This window comes from Roseateles sp., assembly GCF_039595595.1.
Lineage (GTDB): Bacteria > Pseudomonadota > Gammaproteobacteria > Burkholderiales > Burkholderiaceae_C > Roseateles.
In genome coordinates this window covers 17,201-42,768 of the sequence record NZ_JBCNLG010000024.1, presented here as the reverse complement: position 1 = coordinate 42,768, position 25,568 = coordinate 17,201, and the positions used below count along the sequence as shown (strand labels likewise).

At 67.4% G+C, this 25,568-nt stretch carries 22 protein-coding genes and 1 pseudogene; 3 read left to right on the top strand and 20 right to left on the bottom strand.

What is annotated here, in order from left to right; genetic code table 11:
- Positions 1 to 54: 54 nt before the first annotated feature.
- The 3 genes from ABDW61_RS21495 to ABDW61_RS21485 form a co-directional block, all read right to left on the bottom strand.
- Positions 55 to 915 carry a hypothetical protein gene (locus ABDW61_RS21495; protein WP_343641621.1) on the bottom strand — a complete coding sequence of 287 codons (861 nt, stop codon included), beginning with the start codon at positions 913 to 915 and terminating at the stop codon, positions 55 to 57.
- A 69-nt stretch (positions 916 to 984) separates the two neighbouring features.
- Positions 985 to 1,365 carry a fluoride efflux transporter CrcB gene (gene crcB, locus ABDW61_RS21490; RefSeq protein WP_343641620.1) on the bottom strand — a complete coding sequence of 127 codons (381 nt, stop codon included), beginning with the start codon at positions 1,363 to 1,365 and terminating at the stop codon, positions 985 to 987.
- Complete coding sequence (locus ABDW61_RS21485; protein WP_343641619.1) at positions 1,362 to 1,859, bottom strand: molybdenum cofactor biosynthesis protein MoaE; 498 nt, start codon at positions 1,857 to 1,859, stop codon at positions 1,362 to 1,364. Before ABDW61_RS21485 ends, crcB begins: the two co-directional genes overlap by 4 nt.
- Before the next feature lie 171 nt (positions 1,860 to 2,030).
- Here ABDW61_RS21485 and ABDW61_RS21480 point away from each other — a divergent pair, with 171 nt between their 5' ends.
- The 3 genes from ABDW61_RS21480 (at position 2,031) to ABDW61_RS21470 (ending at position 4,039) form a co-directional block, all read left to right on the top strand.
- On the top strand, positions 2,031 to 2,489 hold the full coding sequence (locus tag ABDW61_RS21480; protein ID WP_343641618.1) for a type II toxin-antitoxin system antitoxin SocA domain-containing protein: 459 nt from the start codon (positions 2,031 to 2,033) through the stop codon (positions 2,487 to 2,489).
- The gene (locus ABDW61_RS21475; protein ID WP_343641617.1) at positions 2,479 to 3,108 is read left to right on the top strand and encodes a hypothetical protein; all 630 of its coding nucleotides are present in this window, start codon (positions 2,479 to 2,481) and stop codon (positions 3,106 to 3,108) included. The genes ABDW61_RS21480 and ABDW61_RS21475 overlap by 11 nt, the downstream gene beginning before the upstream one ends.
- Positions 3,109 to 3,328: 220 nt before the next feature.
- Positions 3,329 to 4,039: a glutamine amidotransferase gene (locus tag ABDW61_RS21470; protein ID WP_343641616.1), complete on the top strand. Its 711-nt coding sequence runs from the start codon at positions 3,329 to 3,331 to the stop codon at positions 4,037 to 4,039.
- A 41-nt stretch (positions 4,040 to 4,080) separates the two neighbouring features.
- On the opposite strand, the gene ABDW61_RS21465 is transcribed toward ABDW61_RS21470, so the two are convergent.
- The 17 genes and pseudogenes from ABDW61_RS21465 to ABDW61_RS21385 form a co-directional block, all read right to left on the bottom strand.
- Entirely contained in the window at positions 4,081 to 5,001 is a 921-nt protein-coding gene (locus ABDW61_RS21465; RefSeq protein ID WP_343641615.1) for an RNA ligase family protein, read from the bottom strand.
- 270 nt (positions 5,002 to 5,271) lie between these two features.
- Positions 5,272 to 5,544, bottom strand: coding sequence for a hypothetical protein (locus ABDW61_RS21460; RefSeq protein WP_343641614.1), 273 nt, complete (start codon positions 5,542 to 5,544; stop codon positions 5,272 to 5,274).
- Positions 5,541 to 6,578 (bottom strand): hypothetical protein, encoded by a 1,038-nt coding sequence (locus ABDW61_RS21455; protein ID WP_343641613.1) that lies wholly within the window; start codon positions 6,576 to 6,578, stop codon positions 5,541 to 5,543. The genes ABDW61_RS21460 and ABDW61_RS21455 overlap by 4 nt, the downstream gene beginning before the upstream one ends.
- Positions 6,579 to 6,675: 97 nt before the next feature.
- Positions 6,676 to 7,176 (bottom strand): annotated as a pseudogene (locus ABDW61_RS21450) (winged helix-turn-helix domain-containing protein); the annotation flags it as partial.
- 55 nt (positions 7,177 to 7,231) lie between these two features.
- Positions 7,232 to 9,154 carry a hypothetical protein gene (locus ABDW61_RS21445; protein ID WP_343641611.1) on the bottom strand — a complete coding sequence of 641 codons (1,923 nt, stop codon included), beginning with the start codon at positions 9,152 to 9,154 and terminating at the stop codon, positions 7,232 to 7,234.
- Between the two features lie 110 nt (positions 9,155 to 9,264).
- Positions 9,265 to 9,987 (bottom strand): two-component system response regulator KdpE, encoded by a 723-nt coding sequence (gene kdpE, locus ABDW61_RS21440; RefSeq protein ID WP_343641610.1) that lies wholly within the window; start codon positions 9,985 to 9,987, stop codon positions 9,265 to 9,267.
- Positions 9,953 to 12,709 carry a DUF4118 domain-containing protein gene (locus ABDW61_RS21435; RefSeq protein WP_343641609.1) on the bottom strand — a complete coding sequence of 919 codons (2,757 nt, stop codon included), beginning with the start codon at positions 12,707 to 12,709 and terminating at the stop codon, positions 9,953 to 9,955. The genes kdpE and ABDW61_RS21435 overlap by 35 nt, the downstream gene beginning before the upstream one ends.
- Before the next feature lie 18 nt (positions 12,710 to 12,727).
- Positions 12,728 to 15,385: a hypothetical protein gene (locus ABDW61_RS21430; RefSeq protein WP_343641608.1), complete on the bottom strand. Its 2,658-nt coding sequence runs from the start codon at positions 15,383 to 15,385 to the stop codon at positions 12,728 to 12,730.
- Between the two features lie 88 nt (positions 15,386 to 15,473).
- Positions 15,474 to 17,066 (bottom strand): hypothetical protein, encoded by a 1,593-nt coding sequence (locus ABDW61_RS21425; protein WP_343641607.1) that lies wholly within the window; start codon positions 17,064 to 17,066, stop codon positions 15,474 to 15,476.
- Between the two features lie 109 nt (positions 17,067 to 17,175).
- A complete protein-coding gene (gene kdpC, locus ABDW61_RS21420) occupies positions 17,176 to 17,769 on the bottom strand; it encodes a potassium-transporting ATPase subunit KdpC (RefSeq protein WP_343641605.1) in 594 nt (197 codons plus the stop codon).
- A 28-nt stretch (positions 17,770 to 17,797) separates the two neighbouring features.
- Positions 17,798 to 20,017 (bottom strand): potassium-transporting ATPase subunit KdpB, encoded by a 2,220-nt coding sequence (kdpB, locus tag ABDW61_RS21415; RefSeq protein WP_343641604.1) that lies wholly within the window; start codon positions 20,015 to 20,017, stop codon positions 17,798 to 17,800.
- Between the two features lie 16 nt (positions 20,018 to 20,033).
- Positions 20,034 to 21,827 carry a potassium-transporting ATPase subunit KdpA gene (gene kdpA, locus ABDW61_RS21410; protein ID WP_343641603.1) on the bottom strand — a complete coding sequence of 598 codons (1,794 nt, stop codon included), beginning with the start codon at positions 21,825 to 21,827 and terminating at the stop codon, positions 20,034 to 20,036.
- A gap of 1 nt (position 21,828) precedes the next feature.
- Positions 21,829 to 21,918, bottom strand: coding sequence for a K(+)-transporting ATPase subunit F (gene kdpF / locus ABDW61_RS21405; RefSeq protein WP_343641602.1), 90 nt, complete (start codon positions 21,916 to 21,918; stop codon positions 21,829 to 21,831).
- A gap of 188 nt (positions 21,919 to 22,106) precedes the next feature.
- The gene (locus tag ABDW61_RS21400) at positions 22,107 to 23,090 is read right to left on the bottom strand and encodes a hypothetical protein (protein ID WP_343641601.1); all 984 of its coding nucleotides are present in this window, start codon (positions 23,088 to 23,090) and stop codon (positions 22,107 to 22,109) included.
- A gap of 78 nt (positions 23,091 to 23,168) precedes the next feature.
- On the bottom strand, positions 23,169 to 23,657 hold the full coding sequence (locus tag ABDW61_RS21395) for a hypothetical protein (protein WP_343641598.1): 489 nt from the start codon (positions 23,655 to 23,657) through the stop codon (positions 23,169 to 23,171).
- A 15-nt stretch (positions 23,658 to 23,672) separates the two neighbouring features.
- Positions 23,673 to 24,173, bottom strand: a complete 501-nt coding sequence (locus tag ABDW61_RS21390) for a tetratricopeptide repeat protein (RefSeq protein WP_343641597.1) — start codon at positions 24,171 to 24,173, stop codon at positions 23,673 to 23,675.
- A 10-nt stretch (positions 24,174 to 24,183) separates the two neighbouring features.
- Positions 24,184 to 25,065: a hypothetical protein gene (locus ABDW61_RS21385; RefSeq protein ID WP_343641596.1), complete on the bottom strand. Its 882-nt coding sequence runs from the start codon at positions 25,063 to 25,065 to the stop codon at positions 24,184 to 24,186.
- Positions 25,066 to 25,568 lie beyond the last annotated feature (503 nt).

The following is a 25,568-nucleotide window of genomic DNA, read 5'->3' as shown; positions in this document are numbered from 1 at the left end:
CCGTTCGCGGCAAGCTCCATGCCCATGCCACCGCACCCGGCAAGCCCCCCGGCATCAATACGGGAGGTCCCGCGGCCGTTCGCAGGCGAGTGGTCCATCCCTCAGCCGGATGGCGAAGGGTGGTCTGGCGAGCATCGGCGCCAGGCCTGGGCCGAGCGGGCTCAGCCACTCCGGAGAGCCATCGTCCCCGAGCAGGAGTTTTCCGTCTCTTTGCCACTTGGCCATCTTCTCGGTGAAGCGGACCGGGAAGTCACTGGCTGGGCAGGTCAGATTGGCCCAGGGATCGCAGACCTGCAGATGTGGCGGCCAGGAAGCCAGGTCCAGATCCCATAGGCGCCCCAAGGGCGTTCCGACCACCAGGATGCTGTGGCATCCGCCAATGTTCACGAGGAAGTTGGGAAGTCTGGGATGGTGCTTGCGGACATGGTCCTGCGCGCAAAGGCTGAGCGCCGTGCAGTTCGCATACGGCATCGACCAGACCCACGCCGACTGCTGGGCGCGGCTGGAACCCGCGGGAGGCGCCAGCGTGTTCATCCCCTTGACGACGTCGTTGATCGCGCGGAAGCGGGTGCGCTCCGACGCGTCGTCGGTCGAGCGGCGCTTGTTGGCTGATTTGAGTGTCCATCGGCGATCGCACATCGCGCGCCGGACGACGTCCAGAGCCGAGCGCGCGGCCACGGCGTTGGCATCAGCGGCCCGCGCATCCATCCGGAAATCCAGCGGCTCAAGCGGCCATGGGGGCTCTCCTCGCCGGTCGCGCTCGACATCCTCGATCGCGTCGCGGATGAACCCCGCCCGGACCATGCAGGCCTCCCATTCTTCCTGGGATGGCCGCCATGGCGCTGGCGCCGGGTCGTGCGCTCCGCCGCTGTCAGGCGGCGCGGAATGAGACGATAGGGGGATAGGCGGCCACATGCGGCACTCCCGGGAAATGAAAGCCCGACAGTCGTCTTTGCATCCCGAGGGTTCCGGCCAATTGCCCGCTCATGCCGCGGTCAGCATCTGCATCACCTTGAGCCCGGCGGCCGCGGCGGCCAGCGAGCCGGCGACGTGCGCGGCCGAGTGGCCCAGCGCCAGCAGGAACTGGCCGCGCTGCAGCAGCGAGAGCGATTCGCCGGAGAACGAGGAGAAGGTCGTCAGTCCGCCGAGGAAGCCGGTGACGAGCAGCAGCTTGAGCAGGTCATCGGGATGGCGCCCGAACCATTCGAGCGCCATGCCGATCAGGAAACCGCCGATGAGGTTGACGGCCAGCGTCCCCAGCGGGAAGCCTTGCCACTTCGTGTTCAGCCACAGTCCCGCGCCCCAGCGCGCGAGCGCGCCCCCCGACGCCCCGGCGGACACCGCCGCCACTTGCACCCAGCTCATCGGCCATTGCCCTCCACGTTGATCCCCCAGCGCGCGAGCGCCTCGTCGTCGGCGACGCGCGCGTCCACCCAGCGGGCGCCATCCGGCCCGTGCTCCTTCTTCCAGAACGGCGCCTGCGTCTTCAAGTAGTCCATCAGGAATTCGCAGGCCTGGAAGGCCTGGCCGCGATGCCGCGAGCTGACGAGCACCAGCACGATCTGATCGCGCGGTCTGAGCGGGCCGACGCGATGGATCACGCGCGCGCCGCGCAGGTCGAAGCGGCGCAAGGCCTCGTCGATCATGGCTTCGATCGCGGTCTCGGTCATGCCGGGGTAGTGCTCGAGTTCCATCAGCGTCACCGGTGCGCCGTCCGCGCCGTCGCGCACCGTGCCGACGAAGCTCACGACCGCCCCGACGCCGCCATCGTCCGCGCGCAGCGCCAGGGTCTCGGCCGAGAGGTCGAAGTCAGCGGTCTGGACGGAGACGCGCGGCGGGCGCGAGGGCGGCGAAGTCATCCGGCGATTGTGGCATCGCCGTGCGCGCCGGGCGGCCTCACCGATTCGAGTGGGCTTGGCGATTCACATCGGTGGGCGCGGGAGTGAATCGCACATGAGCGTGCCATTCCGCCGCGGGCAAGCACCTCTGAACATTTGCACCCTCCTTCCATTCAGAGGTGTTTGATGCCCATGTCTCCAGAACTCGACGCGGTCCATCGCCTGATCGTCGAATGCCACCGCGAATACTTCGAGGAAAGCCCATCGCCGGCGAAGGTGCAGAAGCTTTGCTATTACGCGCAGGGATACAGCCTGGCGGAAGGTCAGGAGCTGTTCCCGGAGGATTTCGAAGCCTGGCAACGCGGGCCCGTGGTGCCAGCCTTGCACGCCGCGTATCGGGATCGCCCTTGGCAGGCCATCGAGACGACCTGGGACCTCCCGCTCCGGGAACCCGCCAGCGCCGTCCTGGTGCGGGAGGTCGTCGCGGCGTACGGCCGCTACGACGGAGCAGGCCTGTCGAACATGACCCACCGCGAGTCGCCATGGAGGGACGCTCGTGGCGCCCTGCCCGAAAACGTGGGCTGCCGCGCAGTGATCAGCAAAGCCTCCATGCGAAGCTTCTTCAGGGCGGAGCTTCTCCATGAAGACTAAGCCGCATCAAGTCAACAAGGCTGCGGAACGCCGAGACGCCGCCGTCGAGCAGGCGCCTCTGCGCGTCTCTTTCGAGTTCGTGGATTGGCAGACGGAAGCGTTCTTCGTTCACGGCTTCGATGCCGAGTTCTATGTCCGCCTCTTTGACTGCCTCCAATCCATTCAGAGCTGCACGGAGGAGCAGTTGAGCCGACAGAACCATCCGAGCCTGAAGTGCAAGCCGATCTTCAAATCGGCCACCGGCACCTATCGAGGCTTCCCTCAGGAAGTCATCGACAGGATCGCCGGCAAGCTGCGCGGCGAGCGGAGCGCTTCCGATCCCCTTGTCGAAGCGGTGCACGTGGCCAAGATGGCCTTTGAAGTGAGCATGGGGAAAAACCAGGGCCGTCTGCACGGATTCCTTTGGGACAAGGCCTTCAATCTGGTCTGGTTCGATCCCGCTCACAACCTGTATCCGGGTCACGACAGGGTTCTCAGCGTTCGCGACGTCATGCGGGTGAAGTCGGGCTCCCACGAACAACTCCTGGGTTTGAAGGGCGCCATCGAACAACTCCTGGCGGAGAAGGCCCAGATCACTCAAGAGCTCAACGAGCTCATGGAAGCATGGGCTGCGCGATAGGCAGACGCCTGGCGAGCCTTCGAGCATGGCGGCTGAACTGCGGCCACGAACACCGCGTTGGGTCTCTAGAGGCATCTCCAGGCGGGGCCATCGCGCAGCGGGACCTTTTCCCCTACGAATGGATGATTCGGCTGGACGATCGGATACGTGACGGCGTGCGGCGAGCGCCGATACTCGTCGCTCGCTTCGCCACCTCCGCGCGATGCCTCGCGCCGCCGACATGAACCACGCCAAGACCGTCCTCGCCGTGCGCCACCTCGCTTTCGAGGACCTGGGCCTGCTCCGCCCCGTGCTCGAGGGGCGCGGCTTCAAGCGCTTCATCACGCTGGACGCGGGTGTCGACGACCTGCGCGATCTCGACCTCGACGGCGTGGATCTGCTGGTCGTGCTCGGCGGGCCGATCGGCGCCTATGACGACGCGCTCTACCCGTACTTGAACGACGAGATCGCGCTCATCCAGCGCCGCCTTGCCTCGCGTCGCCCGCTGCTGGGCATCTGCCTGGGCGCGCAGTTGATGGCGCGCGCGCTCGGGGCCGAGGTCCAGCCCATGCCGCATGGCCAGAAGGAGATCGGCTTCGCGCCGCTGACGTTGACCGAGGCGGGCCTCGCGTCGGCGCTGGCGCCGCTCGCGAACGGGCAGCCGGTGCTGCACTGGCATGGCGACCAGTTCGGCCTGCCGGACGGGGTGCCAAGCCTTGCCTCGACGCCGCTCTGCCCTCATCAGGCCTTCGCGATTGGCGGCCATGCGCTCGCGCTGCAGTTCCACCTGGAGTGCGACCCGGCGCGTCTGGAGCAATGGCTGATCGGCCATGCCGGCGAGTTGGCCCAGGCGCGCGTGCCGCTGAACATCTTGCGCCGCGATGCGGCGATGCACGGTGCCAGCTTGAGAGCGGCGCTCGACCAGGTCATCGATCGCTGGCTGACGGACTGAGCGTCAGGCGGCGCGTCCTCAGGCATCGGACACGGCACCCATCAGGAGCATCGGAGCTCGCGCTCCCTGCTCGCATCGGCGGTCTCCGCGGCGAAAGCCTTGAGCGACTGCAGCGAGGTGATCGTCCGCAGTCCGAGCTCGCGCCAGGTGACCGCCGGTACCTCGGTGAAGAGATCCGCGCCCGGCGCGAGCCCGTTGGGCAGGATCGGCCGCTTGGCGTGACGGCCGTCGCCATCGAGCGCGGTATGCGTGAACGAGGGCCGCACCAGCTTGTAGCGGCCCAGCACCTGCTCGTCGTCCTCGACCTTCAGATACAGGCCTTCGGACTGGTCCGACTTGTCGGTCTGCTGCCAGCACAGATCGAGCGGCAGCGATTCCCGCCGCGTCGCGGCTTCGAATGCCTGGCGCCAGCCGGCCGACTTCGCCAGCGAGCGCACGACCAGGGCCCCCAGCAGCCTGGGCTGCGCCGGCATCGGGCCGGCGTACAGCACCGGCACCGACAGCACCGGCGAGCCGGCGAGCAGCGCATGACGGCGGGGCGTCGACAGGAACTGGCCGGTCGCGCGATCGAAGAGATCGAACGCGTTGAAGTAATGCGGCAGCCGGTCGTACCAGACGCTGCGCTTGGCATAGGCCCACTCGCCGTACATGACGTAGCGGTCCTCGAGTCGCTCGATCAGCCGGCGCTCATGCGCCAGCGCCCAGATCTTCATCGGAATGAACTGGCGCTCGCCGAAGCCGCCGATCAGGTCATGGCCGCGCGACTGCAGCAGCAGGCCGCCGCGCTCGCTGAACGAAAGGCTGGCATTGGCGACGTCGAGCTTTTCCTCGATGACCACGTGGCGGCCTTCGAGCGCCGCGAGCGGCAGTGGGTCATGGGCGGAGTGGCCCGCTTGCAGGCGGCTGCCCGCGAGATGCGCCGTGCGCGGAGAGCGCAACAGCGGCAAGGATTGGAGGTGCATGGACGTCCGTCACCCGCCGCGTGGCGCGGGCGGGTCCTGGTGAAGTCAGGGAACCGACGGACGTGCAGGGGGCGCGCACAGGCGCCGTCACGATGCTGCCAGCAGGCAGCCGTCGGCGATCAGCAGGGAATGGATGTACGGGTCTTCATGGGGCACCTCCTGTTATCGAAGAGGACAGACGCCAGGCGCAGCCGCCCGGCGTGGGCGCGATTCTTCCATCGCGCCATCGGCGGCGTCAACCCGGACGCCGTGATGGGCTTATTGATGAACTTACTTGCTCTTCTTCTGGACCAGCTTGGCGTAGTCCGCCTGCATCTTGGTCATGAAGTCGACCGTGGCGCGGAACTGCTGCTCCTGGAAGTCGATCAGCTTCTGGAACTCATCGGCGGCGACCTCGAAAGGCGTGCCCGCCGCGCGCATCGATTCCATGATCGCCTTCTGCGACGTGAGCACCGTGCTCCACGCCGCGTAGTTCTGTTCGAACGCCTTCTTGGACTGCTCGAAGAAGGTCTTCGCGAGTTCGACCTGGGCCTGCTGGATCATGTGCTGTCTCCTGGTGAGCGAGTTGTCGACATCGCGCCCCGCGGGCGTGCTGGCAATGCTACATCGCCAGCATGCTGGCCTCCCGCCGCGTCGCCAGACGCGTTTTCGTTGCCCGACACGGCGGCCAACTGCGCATGCAGCCATTGCGACCGGAACTGCGTGACCTCGCATTGCCCACAAGAAAAATTCGTCCGCACGTCGATTGAACAAAGCGCGTGAGCACCGGACAACAAGTCCGGTGACATCGGGCTGGACCAGGCATCGCCAAGCAATAAGCGCTTTCCGTCGCGCGCCCATTTCTCCATCCGCTCCCGGAACCGCAAGGGGTAGTCCGGAGCGGGGCAACAGATGTTGGCCCACGGATCGCAAACAAAGAGATGGGGCGGCCACTGATCCAACGGCGTATCCACGAAGACGGGATCCACGGTCCCGACGATGGTGAAGCAGTGATCCACGCGCAGCAGGGCGATGGAGGTCTGCACCTTGGGAAACGTCACCGCGAGATAGTCCTGCGCCGCCCGGCTCTGCCCTCCGCAGTTGGGAAGCGCGCCCTGCCAGACGCCGAGGGACCCGGTGGCATGCACGAGACGTGGCGTGGCCGTCAGCGGATCGAAGGTGTAGGAGGCGGGCCAGACTCTTGGAGCGACGGGAACAGGCGCCGACAACCTGGAAGCCGGCCATTTGTTCCAGGCCTTGGCGCGTCCTTGCGACCGCAGATTGAACGCATCGCGCACGCGCCGCAAGGCCTCTTCAGCGGCGCGCTGATTCTCGGCCTTGAACGAGACATCATGCGGCGCCGCGCAAACAATGGGAGGCCCCAGCGGGCAGTGCTGCGGGTTGGCGGCCCACAGGCCGCGATCCTGCGCCCCGCGATGGAAATGCAATCGCAGCACACGCGCCTCGTAGTTGCGCGTGAGCTCCGGATGAATGACCTCCTCGTTGTGAAAGGGCAGCTCCCGAGCAAGCTTCAGGCCGTCGCCGTCATCGTCCGATATGGCATCTGGCCAGACGGCGGGCTCGCTGCAGATCTTCATGGCAAGGGTCTTGGCTTGAACGTGGCCGACAGTGCGCGAAGGCAGCACCAGGGTTCACGCGACAACGCGATCGTTGCGCCGGCAGCGCCGTCAGGTCTCAAGGCATCAACCGATACCCCACTCCCGTTTCGGTCAGCAGATGCTTCGGGCTCGCCGGCTCGGCTTCGAGCTTCTGCCGCAGGTTGCCCATGTAGACGCGCAGGTAGTGGTTCTGCTCGACATGCGAAGGTCCCCACACCGCCCTCAGCAGCTGACGATGCGTCAGCACCTTGCCCGCGTGGCCGATCAGGTGGCTGAGCAGCCGGTACTCGATCGGCGTCAGATGCACGTCCTCGCCCCCGCGGCGCACGCGGCGCGCGGCCAGGTCGATCTCGACATTGAGGTAATGCGGCAGCCGGTCGTACCAGACGCTGCGCTTGGCATAGGCCCACTCGCCGAACATGACGTAGCGGTCCTGGAGGCGCTCGATCAGACGGCGCTCATGCGCCAGCGCCCAGATCTTCATCGGAATGAACTGGCGCTCGCCGAAGCCGCCGGTCAGGTCATGGCCGCGCGACTGCAGCAGCAGGTCGCCGCGCTCGTTGAACTGCAGGGGGCGCGCACAGGCGCCGTCACGATTGTCGATGTCGCGCCCCGCGGGCGTGCGGCCGATGCTACAGCGGCTGGGTGGACCTCGCTCCCGCAATGTCTTGCACGCCATCGAATCTCACAACCTCGACCGTCGACTGCCCTGATGAGTACCCCTGCCGGATCAACAGCTGCCCCCCGCTCTCAGGCACTCTCATCCAGGAATCACTGGTCGGCGCTTGCCAACGGTCCGAGCCTTCGAACCGTAGCCTCTTGCCATCCATCCCCCACTTTTTCATCTTGTCGCGGAAGCATTCGGGATATTTGTCTGCGGAACAACTGATGTTCGCCCACGGATCGCACACCACAAGATGCTGTGGCCAGTGCCTCATGGCCCGCGCTGCCAGTTTGCGATCGAAAGATCCCACCACAACAGCCACGTGGTCCGCCTCGAATGACACCAGTGTGGTCTGCAATGAAGGGAAGTACCTCGCGAGGTAGTCCTGTGCCGCGTCGCTCAAAGCGCCACAGTTGACAGCCCTGCCCGCCCAAGCGTTCGCTGACTTTGCCGCGAATTCGAAGCTCAGTTTCACCTGGGCTTCGTTCCTCAGCCTTCTGCGAAGCATCTCCAGGTCCACCCCGGAAGCTTGATGGCTTGGTGGGAACGCCTGTGTCTTCGACCATTTATTGGTCGATTTGAGGGGGCCCAAGTTGCGGTCATGAAGCGCCGCTCTGACGGCTCGAAGAGTGTGCTCGGCCGCCAGCGCGTTGCACTGCGCGAATGAAGCATCTTCGGCCGTTGGGTATTCAATGGCCGCACCCAACGGCACATCTTCGAGGGCCATGTGCATCCGATGAACCGCCGCAGCCTCGAATTCCTGCCGCACCTGCGCTGCCTCGGCGCAGGTGGCGGGCGGCTTAGGCACGCATGCGATTGCGCCGCTGCTCCGGTGATCAACGACCGCCTCCACCGGGAAACCAGACGAACCCGTCGATATCTTCATTGCAACGACCTGAAAAGCTTGGCGTCGTCCGGCTGCATCTTGGTCACTCGTCTCAGCTCGTGCCTCGGCTTGAGACGAGACCTCACCATCGCTGAGGGTGCACCTTTCGATCCGATACTGACTCGACGTGTAGCGTTGGCAGAGGTCGATCCTGCGGACGCTGTCGGGACACGTCATCCAAGAATCGCCTATGGGCGAGCTCCACGCTCCCCCTTCGCGAAGCAACTTGCCCTCTTTCTCCCATCTGCTCATCTTCTCCCTGAACCGTCGCGGGTATTCCGGCACAGCGCAGGCAATGTTGGCCCACGCATCACAAACACTGAGATGCGCGGGCCACTTGGCCAAGGGGCGGGCCACGATCGCCTTGTCGATCGATCCGACGATCAGCACTTCATGGTCACCCATCAGCAAGGCCGCGCTGGTCTGAGTCGTTGGATGCCGGTCCATGAGAACGTCCTGCGCCGCCTGCGTCAGCCCGGAGCAGTTGCCATGTCCCGTGCCCTGCCAGGTCTCGAACGAAAAGGCGGCGGACTCAAAGCGGTGGCGCACGTCATCATCCCTAGGCAACCGGTCGCGAAGACGTTGGATGTTCAACTCGTCCTTGATCACCAGAATCTGGCGAGGAAGCAGCGGATCTCTCCGTCCCTTCGACCACTTGTTGGTTGGCTTGGCAGCTCCCGCTGAGCGATTGCAGAGCGTCGCGCGGACAACGCCAAGCGCATGTGCCGCGGCGCTGGCGTTATGCCCGGCGAGCCGGTCGTCCGACGGCGGCGGGTAGCTCAGCGCCCACCCCATAGGCTGGTTGTTCGCGGCCAGGGTCATCTGCGCCGCAGCCATCCGCATGTAGCCATATCGAAGATTCATGGCCGGTTGCTCGACTTCGGGATCGATCTCGGAGTAATCAAAGCCGGGAATGTCGGCCGGGTTCATGCTCAGCTGCGCTTCGTCGGTGACAACGGGCACCGCTACACGGAGCGGGAAATCGCTGGGAAGAGGAAAGCTCATGCTGGACCTTGGAGGGTGGTCAGGTCAGTCGACGCGAGCGACTGCCGAGTTCTCCTGTAAATGCAGCGCAGGGCGATCAAGAGCAATCGTTCGCCGCCTTCCCAATGAGTTCAAGGCATCAACCGATACCCCACCCCCGTCTCGGTCAGCAGATGCTTGGGGCTCGCCGGCTCGGCTTCGAGCTTCTGCCGCAGGTTGCCCATGTAGACGCGCAGATAGTGGCTCTGCTCCACATGCGCGGGCCCCCACACGGCCTTGAGCAACTGCCGATGCGTCAGCACCTTGCCCGCATGGCCGATCAGGTGGCTGAGCAGCCGGTACTCGATCGGCGTGAGGTGCACCTCCTCGCCCCCGCGGCGCACGCGGCGCGCGGCGAGGTCGATCTCGACATCGCCGAAGCGGAACGCCGGCTCCTGCTGCTCGCTGGCCCGCGCCTGACTGCGCCGCAACGCCACGCGCACGCGCGCCATCAACTCGCCCACGCCGAAGGGCTTGCTCAGATAGTCGTCGGCCCCGTGATCGAGCGCGGCGATCTTGTCGTCCTCGGCGCCGCGCGCGGACAGCACGATCACCGGCACGGGCGACCATGCCCGCAGGTCGCGCAGGAAGTCCTGCCCATCGCCATCGGGCAGCCCCAGGTCCAGGATGACCAGGTCCGGCCGCCGCGTGCCGGCGTCGATCAGGCCCTGGCGCAGCGTGCCGGTCTCGTGCACGGACCAGCCCTCTCCCTCCAGCGCCAGCCGCACGAAGCGGCGGATGTTCGGCTCGTCCTCGATGATCAGCGCCACCGGCTGCGGCTCACTCACGGTCTTGACTCCCTGGATCCTGTACATCTTCCTCGAAGGCCGGCAGCGCCGGCGGCTCGCCCAGCGGCAGCGCCAGGCTGAAGCGCGCCCCGCCCTCGGACGCGGCGCGCTCGGCCCAGATGCGGCCGCCATGGGCCTGCATGATGGCGCGGCAGATCGCCAGCCCCAAGCCCATGCCGGGCAGATGCGACTCGCTGTGGCCGCGCGCGAATTTCTCGAACAGCGCCTCCTCGCGCCCCGGAGGCAGCCCGGGGCCGTTGTCCTCGACCGACAGGCGCATCTCGCCCCCCGCGGCCGCGCCGTGCGTGCGCGCGATGACGCGGATCTCGCTGCCCGGCGGCGTGTACTTCGCGGCGTTCTCCAGCAGGTTCGCGAGCACGCGCTCGATCAGCACGGCGTCGAGCTCCACCAGCGGCAGGCTCGCCGGCACGTCGAGCACGACGCGATGCCGCGTCAGCGCGGCGCCCATCAGCTGCAGGCTGCTGCCGATCACCTCGTCCACCGGCTGCCACTGCCGGTTGAGCGTCAGCGCGCCGCTCTGCAGCCGCGCCATGTCGAGCAGGTTGTGCACCATCGCGTTGATACGCAGCGACTGCTGCTCGATCGCCTGCGCGGTCTCTGCCGCGCCCGGTTCGAGCGCGCGCCGCGACAGCGTTTCCGCCAGTCCCTGCAGCGCCGCCAGCGGCGTGCGCAGGTCGTGCGACAGCGCCGAGAGCAGCGAGTTGCGCAGCCGCTCGGACTCGATCTGCAGCAGCGCCTGCTGCGCGACCTCGACGTAATGCACCCGCTCCAGCGCCTGGCCGGCGATGCGCGCGGCGGTCTCGAGCTGGGCGCGGCGCTCGGGCAGCAACAGCAGGCGCGCGTCGCCAGGCCGCAGCGCGAGCACGCCGCGCGTGCGCATCGGGGCGCGCAGCGGCAGGTAGAACCAGTGGCTGCCCGGCAGCGTGTCGGTGCCGAGCCCGGCCGCCCGCTCGTGATCGAGCGCCCAGCGCGCCGTGCCCGCATCGGGCGGATCGCCCAGCGCCAGCCCCGCCTCGGCCGGCGACGGCTGCAACCGGTCGTCGGCATCGAGCACGTACAGCAGCGCGCGTCCGCCGAACTGCTGCCCGAGCTGCTGCTCCGCGGTCGCGACGACCTGCTCGGTCTGCAGCGCCCCGGCCAGCTCGCGGGTGAGCTCGAACAGGCCGCGCGCCCTGGCCTCGCGCTCCGACGAGACCCGCGCCTCGTAGCGCAGTCCCGCCGTGAGCTGGCCGGTGACCAGGCCGACGGCCAGCATCACGGCGAAGGTGATCAGGTACTGCACGTCGCTGACCGCCAGGCTCAGCCGCGGCGCGACGAAAAAGAAATCGAACAGCGCGACGCTCAGGAAGCTCGCCAGCACCGCCGGTCCGCGGCCCCAGCGCATCGCGACGCCGACCACGCCGAGCAGGAACAGCATCACCAGGTTGTCGGTGGCGATGCGGCCCGCCAGCGGCCAGCACAGCACCGCCACGCCGATGCAGGCCAGCGCCGCCCAGAGGTAGCGGCGCGGCGCGGCGCCGAGCACGGGCGTGGGCGCGTCCTCATGCACGCGCTGCGTCGCCGAGGCGCCGACCTGGATCAGGTCCAGCTCCGGCGCCGCGCGGCCCAGGTGCACGGCCAGGCGCGCGGCCAGGTCGCGCCGGCCCCAGCGGCGCCGCGACGGCTGGCCGCGTCCGATCAGCAGCTTGGACAGGTTGTGCTCGCGCGCGTAATCGGCCAGCGCCTGCGCCGGGTCCTGCGCGGCGAGCACGGCGGTCGCCGCGCCCAGGTCCTGGGCCAGCCGCACCACGCGCAGCGTGCGCTCGCGGCGCGCGCCGGGCCGCCGGTGCAGCGCCGGCGTCTCGACATGCACCGCATGCCAGCTCACCGCCAGTTGCCGCGCGAGCTGAGCGGCGCTGCGCACCACCGATTCGGCCTCGTCGCCGGGCCCGATGGCGCACAGGATCGCCGCTTCCGTCTTCCACACCGGCGCGATGCGCTCGTTGCTGCGCCAGGCCTGCACGTCATCCTCGACGCGGTCGGCGGTGCGGCGCAGCGCCAGCTCGCGCAGCGCCATCAGGTTGCCCTTGCGGAAGAAGTGCTGGCCCGCGCGCTCGGCCTGCGCGCCCTGGTAGACCTTGCCCGCCTTGAGCCGCGCGAGCAGCTCGTCGGCCGGCGTGTCGACCAGCACCACCTCGTCGGCGCGGTCGAAGAAGGTGTCGGGCAGCGTCTCCTGCACGCGCACGCCGGTGATGCCGCCGACCACGTCGTTCAGGCTCTCCAGGTGCTGCACGTTGACGGTGGTGTAGACGTCGATGCCGTTGGCGAGCAGCTCCTCGACGTCCTGCCAGCGCTTGGGATGGCGCGACCCGGCGACGTTGGAATGCGCCAGCTCGTCGACCAGGATCAGCGCGCCGGGCTGGTCCTTGAGGCGCTCGAGCGCGCCATCGAGGTCGAACTCCGGCAGCGCGCGGCCGCGGTACGGGATCTGGCGCATCGGCAGGCGCGGCAGGCCGTCGAGCAAGGCGGCGGTGTCGGCGCGGCCATGGGTCTCGACGACGCCGATCAGCGGCGCGCGCCCCTGCGCGGCGAGCTGCCGGGCCGCCTGCAGCATCGCGAAGGTCTTGCCGACGCCGGCCGACGCGCCGAAGTAGATGCGCAGGCGGCCGCGCGCCTCGGGCTGCGCCTGCCGGCGCAGGGCGGCCAGCAAGGCGTCGGGATCGGGACGGTCGTCGGTGGGACTGCGCATGGGTGGCGGATTGTCGCGTCAGGACGAGGACAGTGGGGACGAGGACGGTTGCGGCGCGGACGGTTGCGGGTCAGGCGACAGGCGCGCGGCCAGGGGAATGAACAAGGCGCGGCAATGGGCCTGCAGCGCCTGCCGCAACTGCGCGGCGTCATCGGCGGCGCGGCTGGCGGCGGCGTCGATGATCGCCTGCCTCCGCGGCTCGTCGTCGGTCAGGAGTTCGGCGGCGTCCATCGCGATCTCGAAGCGCGCCTGGGCCTCGCCCAGCAGCGTCTCCTCCAGCGCCGCATAGCCAGGATCGCGCTGGAGCGCCTTGACCAGGAGATCTCCCACCAGCCCCGCGGGTTCCAGGCACTCCTGGGACAGGGCAAAGCCGCTGTGGACCTCGGCATCGATCAGGGCGTCCGCGAGGCGCTCGCGCCGCTGGCGCTCTGCCAGGGTGTCCCACGCCGCGCCGGCGCGTCCGAAGTGGGCGAAGAACGGTGGCTCGTCGCTGACCGGCGGCCCATCGAGCCGCGCGTGAAGGCGCTGCCTCACGGTCTGCCGCAGCAGCAGCGCGTCCTCCAGGCTCTCGGAGAAGTCGCCTTGCGACTCGATCACCGCCTGGTCGGCGCGCAGCCCGCAGGCAAAGGCGAACGCGGCCTGAGCGACCTCGGCCGCGCTGCGCGCCTCGCTCCCCTCCCTCAGCAGGCTCATCTGATGCAGGACGCGCACGTGCGCATCCAGGCAGTACCCATCCCGGCCGTGGATCAGCTCCTCGCATTGCGTGATGAAGGCTTCGTCGTCCAGTGCCCGATGGACCACCTGCGCCAGCAGAGGTGGCCCGGCGCGCCACGACTGCTCCGTCACGAGCCGGTCCAGTTCGACGAGACGAACCGCCCAGGCGGTGAAGCCGGCATGGACCTGCAGTTGGAAGCGCTGCGCGCCGTTCCAGACCAGGGCGCCGAGCAGCTGGTTCGCCTCCTCCAATTGCCGGTGGCGTTCGTTCCGCTCAGCCCGCGCCTCGGGGCCGAGAAAGGGCTCGGCGTCCGCCGCCGTGTCGCCCTGGACGAACAGCCGTGTCATGGCGGGGAAGTCGGCGAGCAGTCCGGCGCCCACGCGCTCGCGCCAGGGGCCGCCGCGGCGGGCGTCTTCCGGCGTCAGCTCGATCGTCAGCCATTCCGCGAGCGACCACTGGAGCGCGGCGGGCATCCGCACTTGCAGCGTCCCAGGGCCGGCGGCCTCCTCGATCAGCCAGGCGCTGGACAGGCGGATGCCGAAGGTCAGGCGGTCCGACAGCTCGCCGTTCACCGTGACGGGCGAGGACACCCGTTCGCCGCGGTAGTCCAGCGTGAGCGCCAGCGGCTCGCCCCGCGCGCGGGCGATGGCCTCGACCAGCTCGACCGGCGGCGGATCGAGGTCCTTCCGGCCGGGTGCGCCGCGCAGCAGTCCCGCGGTGGCCTGGAAGGTCGCCGCGCCGGCATGTGCCTGGCCCGCCAGATGGAGATACCAGCGCTCCCGGCGCAGCGTCCCTTCGTCGCGCGGGCCGTCGTCGACCCAGTCCCGAAGGCGGGCCAGCGCCTGTTTCGCCTCATCCGGCATCGGATGCGGCGCCCGGGCGCCCGCGGACGCCGGCCAGCACACGCGCACCTCGAAGAGCCGCGCCAGGTGCAGCGCCTCGATCACCAGCTCCTCTTCCTCCCGGGACAGGAACACCAGGCCGTCGAAGACGGCCTGCGGGCGCAGCACCCGCAGGGCCTCGTCGCGCATGGCGCGCAGCACCGGCGTCAGCGAGGCCGATGGCAGGGCTGCGAGCCGGTCCGTCATGGCGCGCGCCTCGGCGCGGTCCAGCCAGCGGGGCCGGATCGGCCAGAAGCGCGGCTCGGCCGTCTGCGCGCCTGGCCAGGCGGGATCCGGGCCGCGCGAGAACCCCAGGATCATGTCGGCCAGCGCATCGCCGCCCGGCTCGGGCAGGAAGCTCGGGGGCGCGGGCATCGGGGCCCGTTGCAGTTCGGCGGCGATCGCCTTCATGGCCGCGAGCCGTTCGGCGGCGCCTCCCTGGACCTGCGCGACGTGCGCGCAGCGCCAGGCGATCTGGTGGTCGTGGGTGATGGCGCTCACCAGCTGTCCGATGTGGCCGGCCAGCGTGGCCATGTTCCGCGCGCGAAGCAAGGGGATGTCCCGGACCAGTTGCCTGAACACCCGCGGCCGCCCGTGCGATCCGAGCACGCCCGGCCGCTTCACGTGCCCGTGAAGCGATCGGCCCAGCGCGTCGCACAGCTGCTGGAACGCACCGACGCCATCCTCGCGCCCGTTCAGGCGCAGCACCCATCGGCCGCCGGCCTCCCGCACGGCATGCGCGCGCAGCGCCGGCATCACGGCGTCGCTGTCCATCGGCAACGCGATCTCCTGGAGGTTCGGGCAGCGCTGTCGGTACGCAGGCAGCCATCGCCGGTCCTCGGCCTGCGGCATGGCGCTGAACTCCAGACGCCGCGCCCACGCCGCCGTCTGCGGGGGCAGACGCCAATGCAGTTCCTCCTGCGCGGCGCGGCCCAGCCACCAGGCCTGGCCGGCCGGGGAGATCCGCTCGTTCTCCGGTCCGTTGACATCGATGCCGCCGGTCCGCCGGAAGAAGTCCTGCGGCGGCGCCTCACTCGGACCGGCCGGCTGCAGCAACGCGGGGCGTCCCAGTTCGATCACCGACGAACGCGCGCCTGGCGCTTCGTGGCGCGCTCGTTTCGGGGCCGGGCCGCTCGCGTGCGAGGCCCCGCCGGCGGATGAAGACGCCTCACCGGGGGTCGATGTCGTCGAGTCGGAGCGCGAGAGGGGATGCATGCGGGCAGTCCTGCTGAACGATCGGGGCGATCGGGGCAGCGTCAGTACCCTTTCCCGAGCCCACGGCTGCGAGAGTGCGCGAGTGCTCGATCGTTTTCACCAGGGCTGCAGGCGGCCGGTCGGGATCCTCCTCCCCATCGGCTCCGTGAGCGAGGTCCTCCGGGGTCTGGACGCGACGGACCGCGTTGTGCGCCAGCCTCGCGAGGTGGAGGTACCAGCGCTCCCGACGCAAGGGCAACCCAGGCGAATCGATGTCCACCCACTGCCGCAACAGTTGCAGCGCCTGGCCCGCCAGCGGCGGCATGGCTTCGACAGCCGCCCCCCAGGGGGGCGCCGCCGGAACCTGGCGCACGGCGAAGAGCCGGCTCAGATGGAGCGCGGCGCGCACGGTGTCCGCTTCCTCCCGGGACAGGAAGACCATGTTCTCGAACGCTGGATCCTCCTTCAGCAGGTGCAGCGCGTCATCGCGCAGCGCTCGCAAGGCGGGCGTCAAGAAGATCTCCGGCGTGGCCGCCAGTTGCGCGCGCATCGCCGCGGCCTCGCCCCGGTCCAGCCAACGGGGCCTTGCGGGGTAAAACCCCGGCGCAGCCGATGAGCAGCCCCGCAAATCCACGCTGCGGTGCCAGGTCAGCCCTTCGATCATGTCCATCGCCTTGTCATGTGCGCCCGCACAGACCGGCAACGTGCTCTGCGGGAGCGGCAAGGGCATGCGCCGCAGTTCCGCGAGGATCTCCTCCATCGCGTCGAGCCGGCCGTACACGCTCACGGGTCCTTTGGCGGCCAGCGCACAGTGCAAGGCGATCTGAGGATCCTCGACGATGCCGGCGACCAAGTCCCTGAGACACGCGCTCAGGTCGGGCTCGATGGGCTCGAGCGCCGCGACGTCCTGCGCCAACAGTCTCAGCAGGGAGGCACGCCCGTATCTCCCCAGTTCCCCCGGGTTCGGGACCAGATCGTGAAGCGATCGGCCCCAGGCATCGCAGAGCTGATGGAAGGACGCGACGCCATCCTCGCGGTCCGGCGTGCGCAGCACCCACCGGTGATCGGCCTCGCGGGACGCATGCTGGGGAAGCGCCGGCACCACGCGCTCGCTGCCGGACGGCAGCACGATCTCCATGAGGTTGGGACAGGCCTGCCGATAAGCCGGCAGCCACGTCCAATCCTGGGCATCCGGCAGTTCCGCGAACTCCAGGCGCCGGATCCATCCCGCATCCCTGCCTTGCGGCAGACGGTCGGACAGGACCTCATGGGCGTGGCGTCCCAAGGCCCACGCGCGCGCCGCCGGGGAAACACCGTGGTTCTCGAGCTCGCGCGGATCGTCAGGCTCCGACAGGAACGCCCAGGTCCGCGCCTCCTCGGCGATCTTGTCCAGTTCATGCGGCAGGACCAGTGCCGGCCGCGCCAGTTCGAGCGTCGATGTCACGGGCCGCCTGTCGTCGAGCCGCGCGCGCTTGGCCGGACCGGGTCCGGGGGGGCTGGAAACACCGCTTGCCCTGGCGTCATCGCGCCAGGACGCCGGCGGGGCATGCTGCGGAATGGGATGCATGGAAGGTCTCCTGCTGAACGATCGAGTCAATCGGAGCGGGCTCAGTGGCAGTTGGCACCGATCCGACCCGCGCCCCATGCCTCTCACGCCGGTGCAGGAGTCATGAAGATCAATGAGCGTCGGAAGGCGCCTGGTCGAGCGCGAGATTGAGCTTGAGCACGTTGACGCGCGGTTCGCCGAGCACGCCCAGGTCGCGCGCCTCGGTGTGGGCCTGGATCAGGCGCTGGACGGCCTCGAGCGGCAGGCCGCGCTCGCGCGCGACGCGGGCGGCCTGGTAGCGGGCCGCGGCCATGCTGATGTGCGGATCCAGGCCGCTGGCCGAGGCGCTGACCAGGTCGACCGGGACAGGCGCCTGGTTGCCGGGATCGGCGGCCTTGAGCGCCTCGATGCGCGCCTGCACGGCGTCGGCGAGCGCGGGATTGGTCGGTCCCTGGTTGGAGCCGCCGGAGCCCGCCGCGTTGTTGGCCATCGGCGCGGTGGCCGACGGACGGCCCCAGAAGTAGCGCGGCGAGCTGAAGGTCTGCCCGATCAGCTCGGAGCCGACCGCCTTGCCACCTTGCAGGATCAGGCTGCCCTCGGCCTGGTAGGGGAACAGCGCCTGGCCGGCGCCGGTCACCAGCGCGGGATAGAGCAGCCCCGTGATGGCGCTCAGCAGCACAAAGCCGGCGAGCGCGGGGCGCAGCATCTTGAGAGTCGAAGTCATGGTGGAGTCCTTGCGCGTCATCGGACGCTCAGACGAGGTGCAGCGCGACCAGCAGCAGGTCGATCGCCTTGATGCCGATGAAAGGCACGATCAGGCCGCCCAGGCCGTAGAGCCAGAGGTTGCGGCGCAGCAGCGCGGCCGCGCCGATGGGCCGGTAGGCCACGCCCTTGAGCGCCAGCGGGATCAGCGCGACGATGATCAGCGCGTTGAAGATGACGGCCGACAGGATCGCGGACGCGGGGCTGTGCAGGCCCATCACGTTGAGCGCGCCCAGCTGTGGGTACACGCCCAGGAACATCGCCGGGATGATGGCGAAGTACTTCGCCACGTCGTTCGCGATCGAGAAGGTGGTCAGCGAGCCGCGCGTCATCAGGAGCTGCTTGCCGGTCTCGACGATCTCCAGCAGCTTGGTCGGATTGGAGTCCAGGTCGACCATGTTGCCGGCCTCCTTCGCGGCCTGCGTGCCGCTGGCCATCGCGACGGCCACGTCGGCCTGGGCCAGCGCGGGGGCGTCGTTGGTGCCGTCGCCGGTCATCGCGACCAGGCGGCCCTCGGCCTGGTAGTCGCGGATCAGTTTGAGCTTGGCCTCGGGCGTGGCTTCGGCGAGGAAGTCGTCGACGCCGGCCTCGGCCGCGATCGCGGCGGCGGTGAGGCGGTTGTCGCCGGTGATCATCACCGTGCGGATCCCCATGCGGCGCAGCTGCGCGAAGCGCTCCTTGATGCCGCCCTTGACGATGTCCTTGAGCTCGACCACGCCCAGCACGCGGGCCTGGCCGTCGCTGAGATCGGCCACGACCAGCGGCGTGCTGCCGCGGCGCGCGACCTCCTCGGCCGCCGCGGTGACCTGGGCCGGCATCTGCCCGCCGTGCTGCTCGACGAAGCGGCGGATCGCGTCGGCGGCGCCCTTGCGCAGCTGGCGCCGCGGGTGCTCGGGATCGCCGAAGTCGACGCCGCTCATGCGGGTCTGCGCGGTGAAGGGCACGAAGTGCGCCTGCAGCGTGGCGAGCTCGCGCTCGCGCAGGTTGAAGCGCTGCTTGGCCAGCACGACGATGCTGCGGCCCTCGGGGGTCTCGTCGGCCAGCGAGGCGAGCTGCGCGGCATCGGCCAGCAGCTGCTCCTGCAGCGCGGGCGCGGGCAGGAAGGCGCTGGCCTGGCGGTTGCCGAGCGTGATGGTGCCGGTCTTGTCGAGCATCAGCACGTCGACGTCGCCGGCGGCCTCGACGGCGCGGCCGGAGGTGGCGATCACGTTGGCCTGCATCAGGCGGCTCATGCCGGCCACGCCGATGGCGGACAGCAGGCCGCCGATGGTGGTGGGGATCAGGCAGACCAGCAGCGACACGAGCGCGGTGATGGACACGACGGTGCCGGCGCCGGCGGCCTCGACGCTGAACAGCGAGTACGGCAGCAGCGTCACGGTGACGACCAGGAACACCAGCGTCAGCGCGACCAGCAGGATGGTGAGCGCGATCTCGTTGGGCGTCTTCTGGCGCTTGGCGCTTTCGACCATCGCGATCATGCGGTCGAGGAAGGCCTCGCCCGGGTTGACGGCGATGCGCACGACGACCCAGTCCGAGAGCACGCGCGTGCCGCCGGTGACGGCGCTGAAGTCGCCGCCGGACTCGCGGATCACGGGCGCGGATTCGCCGGTGATGGCGCTCTCGTCGACGGAGGCGACGCCCTCGATGACCTCACCGTCCAGCGGCACGAGGTCGCCGGCCTCCACCAGCACGACGTGGCCCTTGCGCAGTTCCTCGGACGGGACCGGGTGCCAGGACGAGCCGTGGCGCGGGGCTTCGAGCTTCTTGGCCCAGGTCTTGGCCTTGAGGCCGCGCAGCGAGGCGGCCTGCGCCTTGGAGCGGCCCTCGGCGAGCGCCTCGGCGAAGTTGGCGAACAGCACGGTGAACCACAGCCACAGCGTGATCGCGAGCATGAAGCCGCGGCCCTCGGCGCCGGCGAGTTCGGGCTTGGAGAAACTCGCGAGCCAGAGGCCGGTGGTGAGGATGCTGCCGGCGTAGACGACGAACATCACCGGGTTGCGCAACTGCACCGCGGGGGCGAGCTTGGCGAAGGACTGGGCGATCGCCGGCTTGACCAGCGCGGGGTCGAAGAGCCCGGTGCGCGCGTTGGCGCGAGGGGGCTGCGGGTCCTGGCCCTGCGGTGCCGGACCGATGGTGCCGGCGCCGCCGAGGACCTCGGTGCGGGCCTGGGCCGGGACCGAGGGGTGAAGGGTCTTGAGTGGATGGGTCATGTCGGGCTCCGAAGGGTCACTTCCAGAGCGTCAGGTGCTCGACGACGGGACCGAGCGCGAGCGCGGGCACGTAGTTCAGCAGGCCGACGAGCAGCACGGTGCCGATGAGCAGGACGACGAAGAGCGGGCCGTGGGTGGGCAGCGTGCCTTCGCCGGTGGGGATGCGCTTCTTGGCGGCCAGGCTGCCGGCGATGGCCAGGACGGGGACGATCACGAGGAAGCGGCCGAGCCACATCGCGATGCCGAGCAGCGTGTTGTAGAAGGGTGTGTTGGCGGACAGGCCGGCGAAGGCGCTGCCGTTGTTGTTGGCCGCGGAGGTGAAGGCGTAGAGGATCTCCGAGAAGCCATGGGCGCCGGGGTTGGCGATGCCGGCCTTGCCGTCGGCGGCCAGGACCGCGATGGCGGTGCCGGCAAGCACGACGATGGGCGTGACGAGGATGGCGACAGCGCTCATCTTCATCTCGAAGGGTTCGATCTTCTTGCCGAGGTACTCGGGGGTGCGGCCGATCATCAGGCCGGCGATGAAGACGGCGAGGATGGCGAAGATCAGCATGCCGTAGAGGCCGGTGCCGACGCCGCCGAAGACGACCTCACCGAGCTGCATCATCACGAGCGGCACGGCGCCGCCGAGGGGGGTGAAGCTGTCGTGCATCGCGTTGACGGCTCCGCAGGAGGCGGCGGTGGTGACGACGGCGAAGAGCGCGCTGGCGCCGATGCCGAAGCGGGTCTCCTTGCCTTCCATGTTGCCGCCGGCCTGGAGCGCGGAGGCCTGGATGTCGACGCCCTGGGCGGCCACGAGCGGGTTGCCGGCCTGCTCGGCGGGCGTGGCGACGAGGACGCCGGCGATGAACAGCGTGCTCATCGCGGCGAGGATGGCGGCGCCCTGGCGCCGGTCGCCGACGAGCTGGCCGAAGCTCAGGCACAGGGCCGCGGGGATCACGAAGATCGCGACCATCTGCAGCAGGTTGGTGAGCGGGGTCGGGTTCTCGTAGGGGTGGGCGGAGTTGGCGTTGAAGAAGCCGCCGCCGTTGGTGCCCAGCATCTTGATGGCTTCCTGCGAGGCGACCGGGCCCATGGCGAGCTGCTGCTCGCGGGTGCGCTGGTGCTCCATCACGGGCTGGCCCTTGTCGTCCTTGAGCGGCTGGCCATCGGCGCCGAGCTTGGGCGTCTGGAAGTCCTGGGCCTCGACGGTCTGCAGGGTCTTGTAGCCGTCGAAGTTCTGGATCACGCCCTGCTGCACGAAGACGAGCGCGAGCACGATGGACAGGGGCAACAGCAGCCAGAGGGTGCAGCGGGTGATGTCGGCCCAGAAGTTGCCGACGTGGCTGGACAGGCGGGTCGCGAAGCCGCGGATGAGCGCGAACACGACGGCGATGCCGGTGGCGGCGGACAGGAAGTTCTGCACCGTCAGCGCGAGCATCTGGGTGAGATAGCTCATCGTGGACTCGCCGCCGTAGCCCTGCCAATTGGTGTTGGCGACGAAGCTGATGGCGGTGTTGAAGGCCGAGTCGGGGCTGATCGCGGGCATCGCCTGCGGGTTGAGCGGCAGCACGCCCTGCAGGCGCTGAAGCGCGTAGACGGCGAGGACGCCGATGAAGTTGAAGACCAGCAGCGCGATGGCGTACTGCTTCCAGCCCATGCCTTCATCGGGCTTGATGCCGCAGAGACGGAACAGGGGCCGCTCGATGGCGGCGAGCCACGAGGGCACGCGCCCTTGCGCGAGCGCGGTGACCCAGCGGGACAGCGGCCAGGCCAGGAGCAGCGTGACGAGGAGGTAGAGGGCCAGGTTGGCCCAGGCGAGGTTCGTCATGTCAGAACTCCTCGGCGCGCCAGAGGGCGATCAGGAGGTAGACGAACAGGCCGGTGGAGACGAGGCCGGCGAGCCAGTAGAGGGCAGTCATGGCTTGACCTCCAGGCGATGGCTGGCGACGGCCAGACCTACCGCGACGAGGAACAAGACGACGCTCAGTCCGAGGAAGAGTGCATCCATTTTCTTGAGGCCCATGCACCTCGACATGAGGGCGTGATGGGATGGATGGACTCTAGGAATCAGGGCATCAAGGGGGTGTAGAAGCTGGGAGGGTGGGTATCAAGATCTTATAAAGACGCAGCGCGAATCACGGGAGTGCCAGAAAATTTGAGCACCATGACTAGAATCTGCATTAGACCCCACCTGAACACCATACTGCTTGGAAAGGATGGTTAGATAACTTAGCGCGCTCCTCTGCGCGAAATCAGGCATGTCGTTGCCGCTGAGATTGAGATTCTTCAAATCATTTAGCACAAAAAAGTAGCGAGCAGTGAGAAGCCGAGGCAGATCCGTTCTGCTCAGGCGAATATTACTCACCCCCTCATCCTCGTTGACGATCTGCATGTAATAGCACTGGATTGCGCAATACACTCCCAGCGCGTCGCGCGCCGCCACCCGAAGCGCCAGATCCAGCTCACGCTCCATGAATCGGGCGTTGTATTTCTCGGCAATCGGATAGAGCGCCTTGATCAGCAATTCATTATGGTCTGTGGGCAGCAAATCCGCATTGATGTTGGCTGGCGTTCGGAACACACCCAATTCGCCACGAATCACCCTGAACAGGTTGTGCGACTTGACGTGGTGATAAATCTCTTCGACGGTAGGCACCGCTCCGTGCTTGCTCGTTTCGACGAACCGCTCTCGTGCCAACTCGCTGATTCCCTCCGACAGGATCCGCCCAAGCGCAGCATCGTCGCCGCTCAATAGCGGCGTTTGGTCATAGAAGAAGCGGCACTTGAATCTCCCGCTCGACAAAACCGTCAGGAGAATACCCGTCCACTTGTCGCCATGTTGAGCGGCGACTCGATACAGAGTCTGGACCAAGTCATACATCCGCACCGTGTTGCCGATGTGGTAGCCATCCAAGCGGATCTCGAAGTTCTTTCCACCCAAGGCCCTGCCCGTGAACTTATTCCTCAGGCCAATCTGCCCGTCCTCGAGGAACTCAAGATAAAAGACGAGCATCGTCCAGTTTGGGGGCCCACTGTTGGCAAGTTCCACAACGGTCTGATTGAGCAGTTCGACGTTCGCCTGAAATGCCACGAACAAGCCTCTCTTTCATCTGCAAACGGCGCTCTGCCGCTCGGCGAGCAGGATGCGCAAATCTCCGCGCTGAATCGTTCATCGCCGGGCGGTGAATATGGGATCGTCCTGCGCATCCACAACCGACACCGCCTCATACATTGTCCATGTGAAGAGCCAATCGCGCAGCGCTGATTTCAACCCCTCATCCGCGATCCCTTCATGGGAGATGACAAACACATGCGGCGAAGAGAATGAATCATCGATCAAATAGAACCGGTCTTCATCGAATGGATCCGATCCACCGTGTACCTCGATGATTTGGCAGAACTCGGCATAGGCCTGGTCAAATCGAGGGCCGCTCCAACGGCTATTGATCTGGCCGTTGTGCCAGTCCAATAGCGCTTGCGCGGACACGACGGCCAGCACCTCAGCCGGAAGTTCATCCCGAAGCATTTCCACTCCGAACGATGACGCCACCTCTTCCTCGCCGTCGAGCCAAGGGCAGGAACTCTGAACCAAATGCGAAAGCTCGTCAGCCTTCTCCTTTGAGCTGCCAACATCCAAAAACAATGGGGAATAATCCATCTGCATCTCTGCTCGCTACGGTGCGTCGAACTGTCTTTCTTTCAGCTTCGCTAGGCGCCGTTGGATGGTTTCGTCCTCGGGTGCCAGCAAAGCAGCTTGCTCACAGAGGTTCAGCGCCTCGCGATCCTGACGCTGAAACGAATTGATAAGGCTGAGCGCAAATAGCGCTTCGGCATCCGGTCCTTTCAACTCCATGTAGCGCCGGTAATCCGCCTTCGCCTCCTCGAGCCTGTCGAGATGCTCGAAGCACAGCGCGCGCCGCCATGTGGTCACCGGAGAATCCGGCTTCTTCGCGATTGCCATCGAGTAGTCCTCCGCAGCCGACCGGTACTTCTTCTGCCTCTCCCGTGCATACCCGCGCTTCGCGTAGGCGAATGGGAGCGACGGCGCTTGAAGAATTACATGCGAATAGATTTCTTCGGAACCCGCGTAGTCACCAGCCTCGTCGAGCCGATCGGCCTGAGCCAATCTCTCCTCAAGGTCGCCGGGATAGCGGTCGCGCTGGATGTTCGACATCTGCAAGGATTCAAGCGCCGAGCTGCGAAAGCAGGTGCCTCAGTTCGAGTTGGTTGAAACCTGGCGCTTCAACCGAACCATCCGGTGCAAGGCCGGAAAACTCGAAGCCCTCTTCCGTATCCTCGTAGTAGATGACGCCGGCGGGCAGTCGCGCGACGACGAACACCCTCTCGACTTCTTCTGGACGGTGTATCGGCACTTCAAAGAACGGCACTCGATAACGCGCGAAAAACTGTGCCTGCTCCGGCGAACAGCGCGTCAGTTCATCTTCGACAAGGATTTCGAGTTCCAAACGCGTGATTGGACACCACGATCCCTCAGACGCTGCCATTGCGGCGCCGTGATCGCTGGCGTTTTTCCCCACAGCGGTGGCCAGCGACGTCAAATACCTCGTCCCGACCTCGACCTTCGAGATCTGGCTCAACCGTATCGTTTGCAGTTCGGGCACCCATCGAGCGCGCGACGACAAATTCTTGAACGACATGCGATCTTCAATCACCCGAACAACCAGCCCGATATAGGCAACGTCGGGGTCATCGATCTCCAAGTGAATTGCGCAGAGCCTCGCGCGCTTCCCAAGGGACCGAAAGACATGAGCAAGCCCATTGCTCATCCCAAGTTCAGACCCCTCCAAGCTCGCAGGTTCCCAAGCCGCCAGGGCCGCTCGATAGAAAGCAAGGTCGTCGAAGTCGCGATCAATCGTCAGCACTTCAGACCTTGGCAACAAGCAGTAGCCATCGGGGTCCAGTGACTCCGAGACCTCGGACAACACGAGGTAGTCATCGCTTTCGAAGAGCAAAACGCCGACAAGCGGCTCCAAGGGTACGCGCCGCGTCAAATGAACGACTGGCGGTGTTGGCACGAAACCCGATTCGCGACCATGCGTGCCCATTCCTTGCCCCCTTCTTGAGCGGCCGACTATAGGAAAGAAGTCGCTCAACCGGTCCGGGGAAAGTCCCCGGAAGCTGACGTGAGCCGCCCTAGCGGTTTTCCTTGACGCTCGCCACTGTAGGACCTTCCAAGTGTCCGCAGATGCTCGCCAAGAGTTTCACAAGCATCCTCACCAGCCCTGTGCGGACCCTGAAACCTCGGAATCCGGCGGACACAAAAATCCTCATGAGCTGTCGTGCCGGAACCACTGCATGTCAAGCCGGAGCCAGTATCAAACCCAGGGGCTTGCGCCGTATCCGCCGCCGCCCGCTAGCCTGCCGCGCAAACAACCCTTGGCGATATCGCATGAAGCAACCCTCGCAAGACAAAAGCGCTGTTCATCTTCGCGGACTGACTCGGCGGGCGGCCTTGGCTGCGCCGCTGCTTGGCGCCAGCCTGTTCGCGGAAAACGTCCGGGCGCAAACGGACAGCACCAGTGAAGGTCTGTTGACGGCGGCACGCCGC

Coding starts and splice junctions, on each gene's coding strand:
- ABDW61_RS21495 (WP_343641621.1), bottom strand. CDS start 915: ATGTGGCCGCCTATCCCCCTATCGTCTCATTCCGCGCCGCCTGACAGC.
- crcB (WP_343641620.1), bottom strand. CDS start 1,365: ATGAGCTGGGTGCAAGTGGCGGCGGTGTCCGCCGGGGCGTCGGGGGGC.
- ABDW61_RS21485 (WP_343641619.1), bottom strand. CDS start 1,859: ATGACTTCGCCGCCCTCGCGCCCGCCGCGCGTCTCCGTCCAGACCGCT.
- ABDW61_RS21480 (WP_343641618.1), top strand. CDS start 2,031: ATGTCTCCAGAACTCGACGCGGTCCATCGCCTGATCGTCGAATGCCAC.
- ABDW61_RS21475 (WP_343641617.1), top strand. CDS start 2,479: ATGAAGACTAAGCCGCATCAAGTCAACAAGGCTGCGGAACGCCGAGAC.
- ABDW61_RS21470 (WP_343641616.1), top strand. CDS start 3,329: ATGAACCACGCCAAGACCGTCCTCGCCGTGCGCCACCTCGCTTTCGAG.
- ABDW61_RS21465 (WP_343641615.1), bottom strand. CDS start 5,001: ATGCACCTCCAATCCTTGCCGCTGTTGCGCTCTCCGCGCACGGCGCAT.
- ABDW61_RS21460 (WP_343641614.1), bottom strand. CDS start 5,544: ATGATCCAGCAGGCCCAGGTCGAACTCGCGAAGACCTTCTTCGAGCAG.
- ABDW61_RS21455 (WP_343641613.1), bottom strand. CDS start 6,578: ATGAAGATCTGCAGCGAGCCCGCCGTCTGGCCAGATGCCATATCGGAC.
- ABDW61_RS21445 (WP_343641611.1), bottom strand. CDS start 9,154: ATGAGCTTTCCTCTTCCCAGCGATTTCCCGCTCCGTGTAGCGGTGCCC.
- kdpE (WP_343641610.1), bottom strand. CDS start 9,987: ATGTACAGGATCCAGGGAGTCAAGACCGTGAGTGAGCCGCAGCCGGTG.
- ABDW61_RS21435 (WP_343641609.1), bottom strand. CDS start 12,709: ATGCGCAGTCCCACCGACGACCGTCCCGATCCCGACGCCTTGCTGGCC.
- ABDW61_RS21425 (WP_343641607.1), bottom strand. CDS start 17,066: ATGCATCCCATTCCGCAGCATGCCCCGCCGGCGTCCTGGCGCGATGAC.
- kdpC (WP_343641605.1), bottom strand. CDS start 17,769: ATGACTTCGACTCTCAAGATGCTGCGCCCCGCGCTCGCCGGCTTTGTG.
- kdpB (WP_343641604.1), bottom strand. CDS start 20,017: ATGACCCATCCACTCAAGACCCTTCACCCCTCGGTCCCGGCCCAGGCC.
- kdpA (WP_343641603.1), bottom strand. CDS start 21,827: ATGACGAACCTCGCCTGGGCCAACCTGGCCCTCTACCTCCTCGTCACG.
- kdpF (WP_343641602.1), bottom strand. CDS start 21,918: ATGACTGCCCTCTACTGGCTCGCCGGCCTCGTCTCCACCGGCCTGTTC.
- ABDW61_RS21395 (WP_343641598.1), bottom strand. CDS start 23,657: ATGGATTATTCCCCATTGTTTTTGGATGTTGGCAGCTCAAAGGAGAAG.
- ABDW61_RS21390 (WP_343641597.1), bottom strand. CDS start 24,173: ATGTCGAACATCCAGCGCGACCGCTATCCCGGCGACCTTGAGGAGAGA.
- ABDW61_RS21385 (WP_343641596.1), bottom strand. CDS start 25,065: ATGGGCACGCATGGTCGCGAATCGGGTTTCGTGCCAACACCGCCAGTC.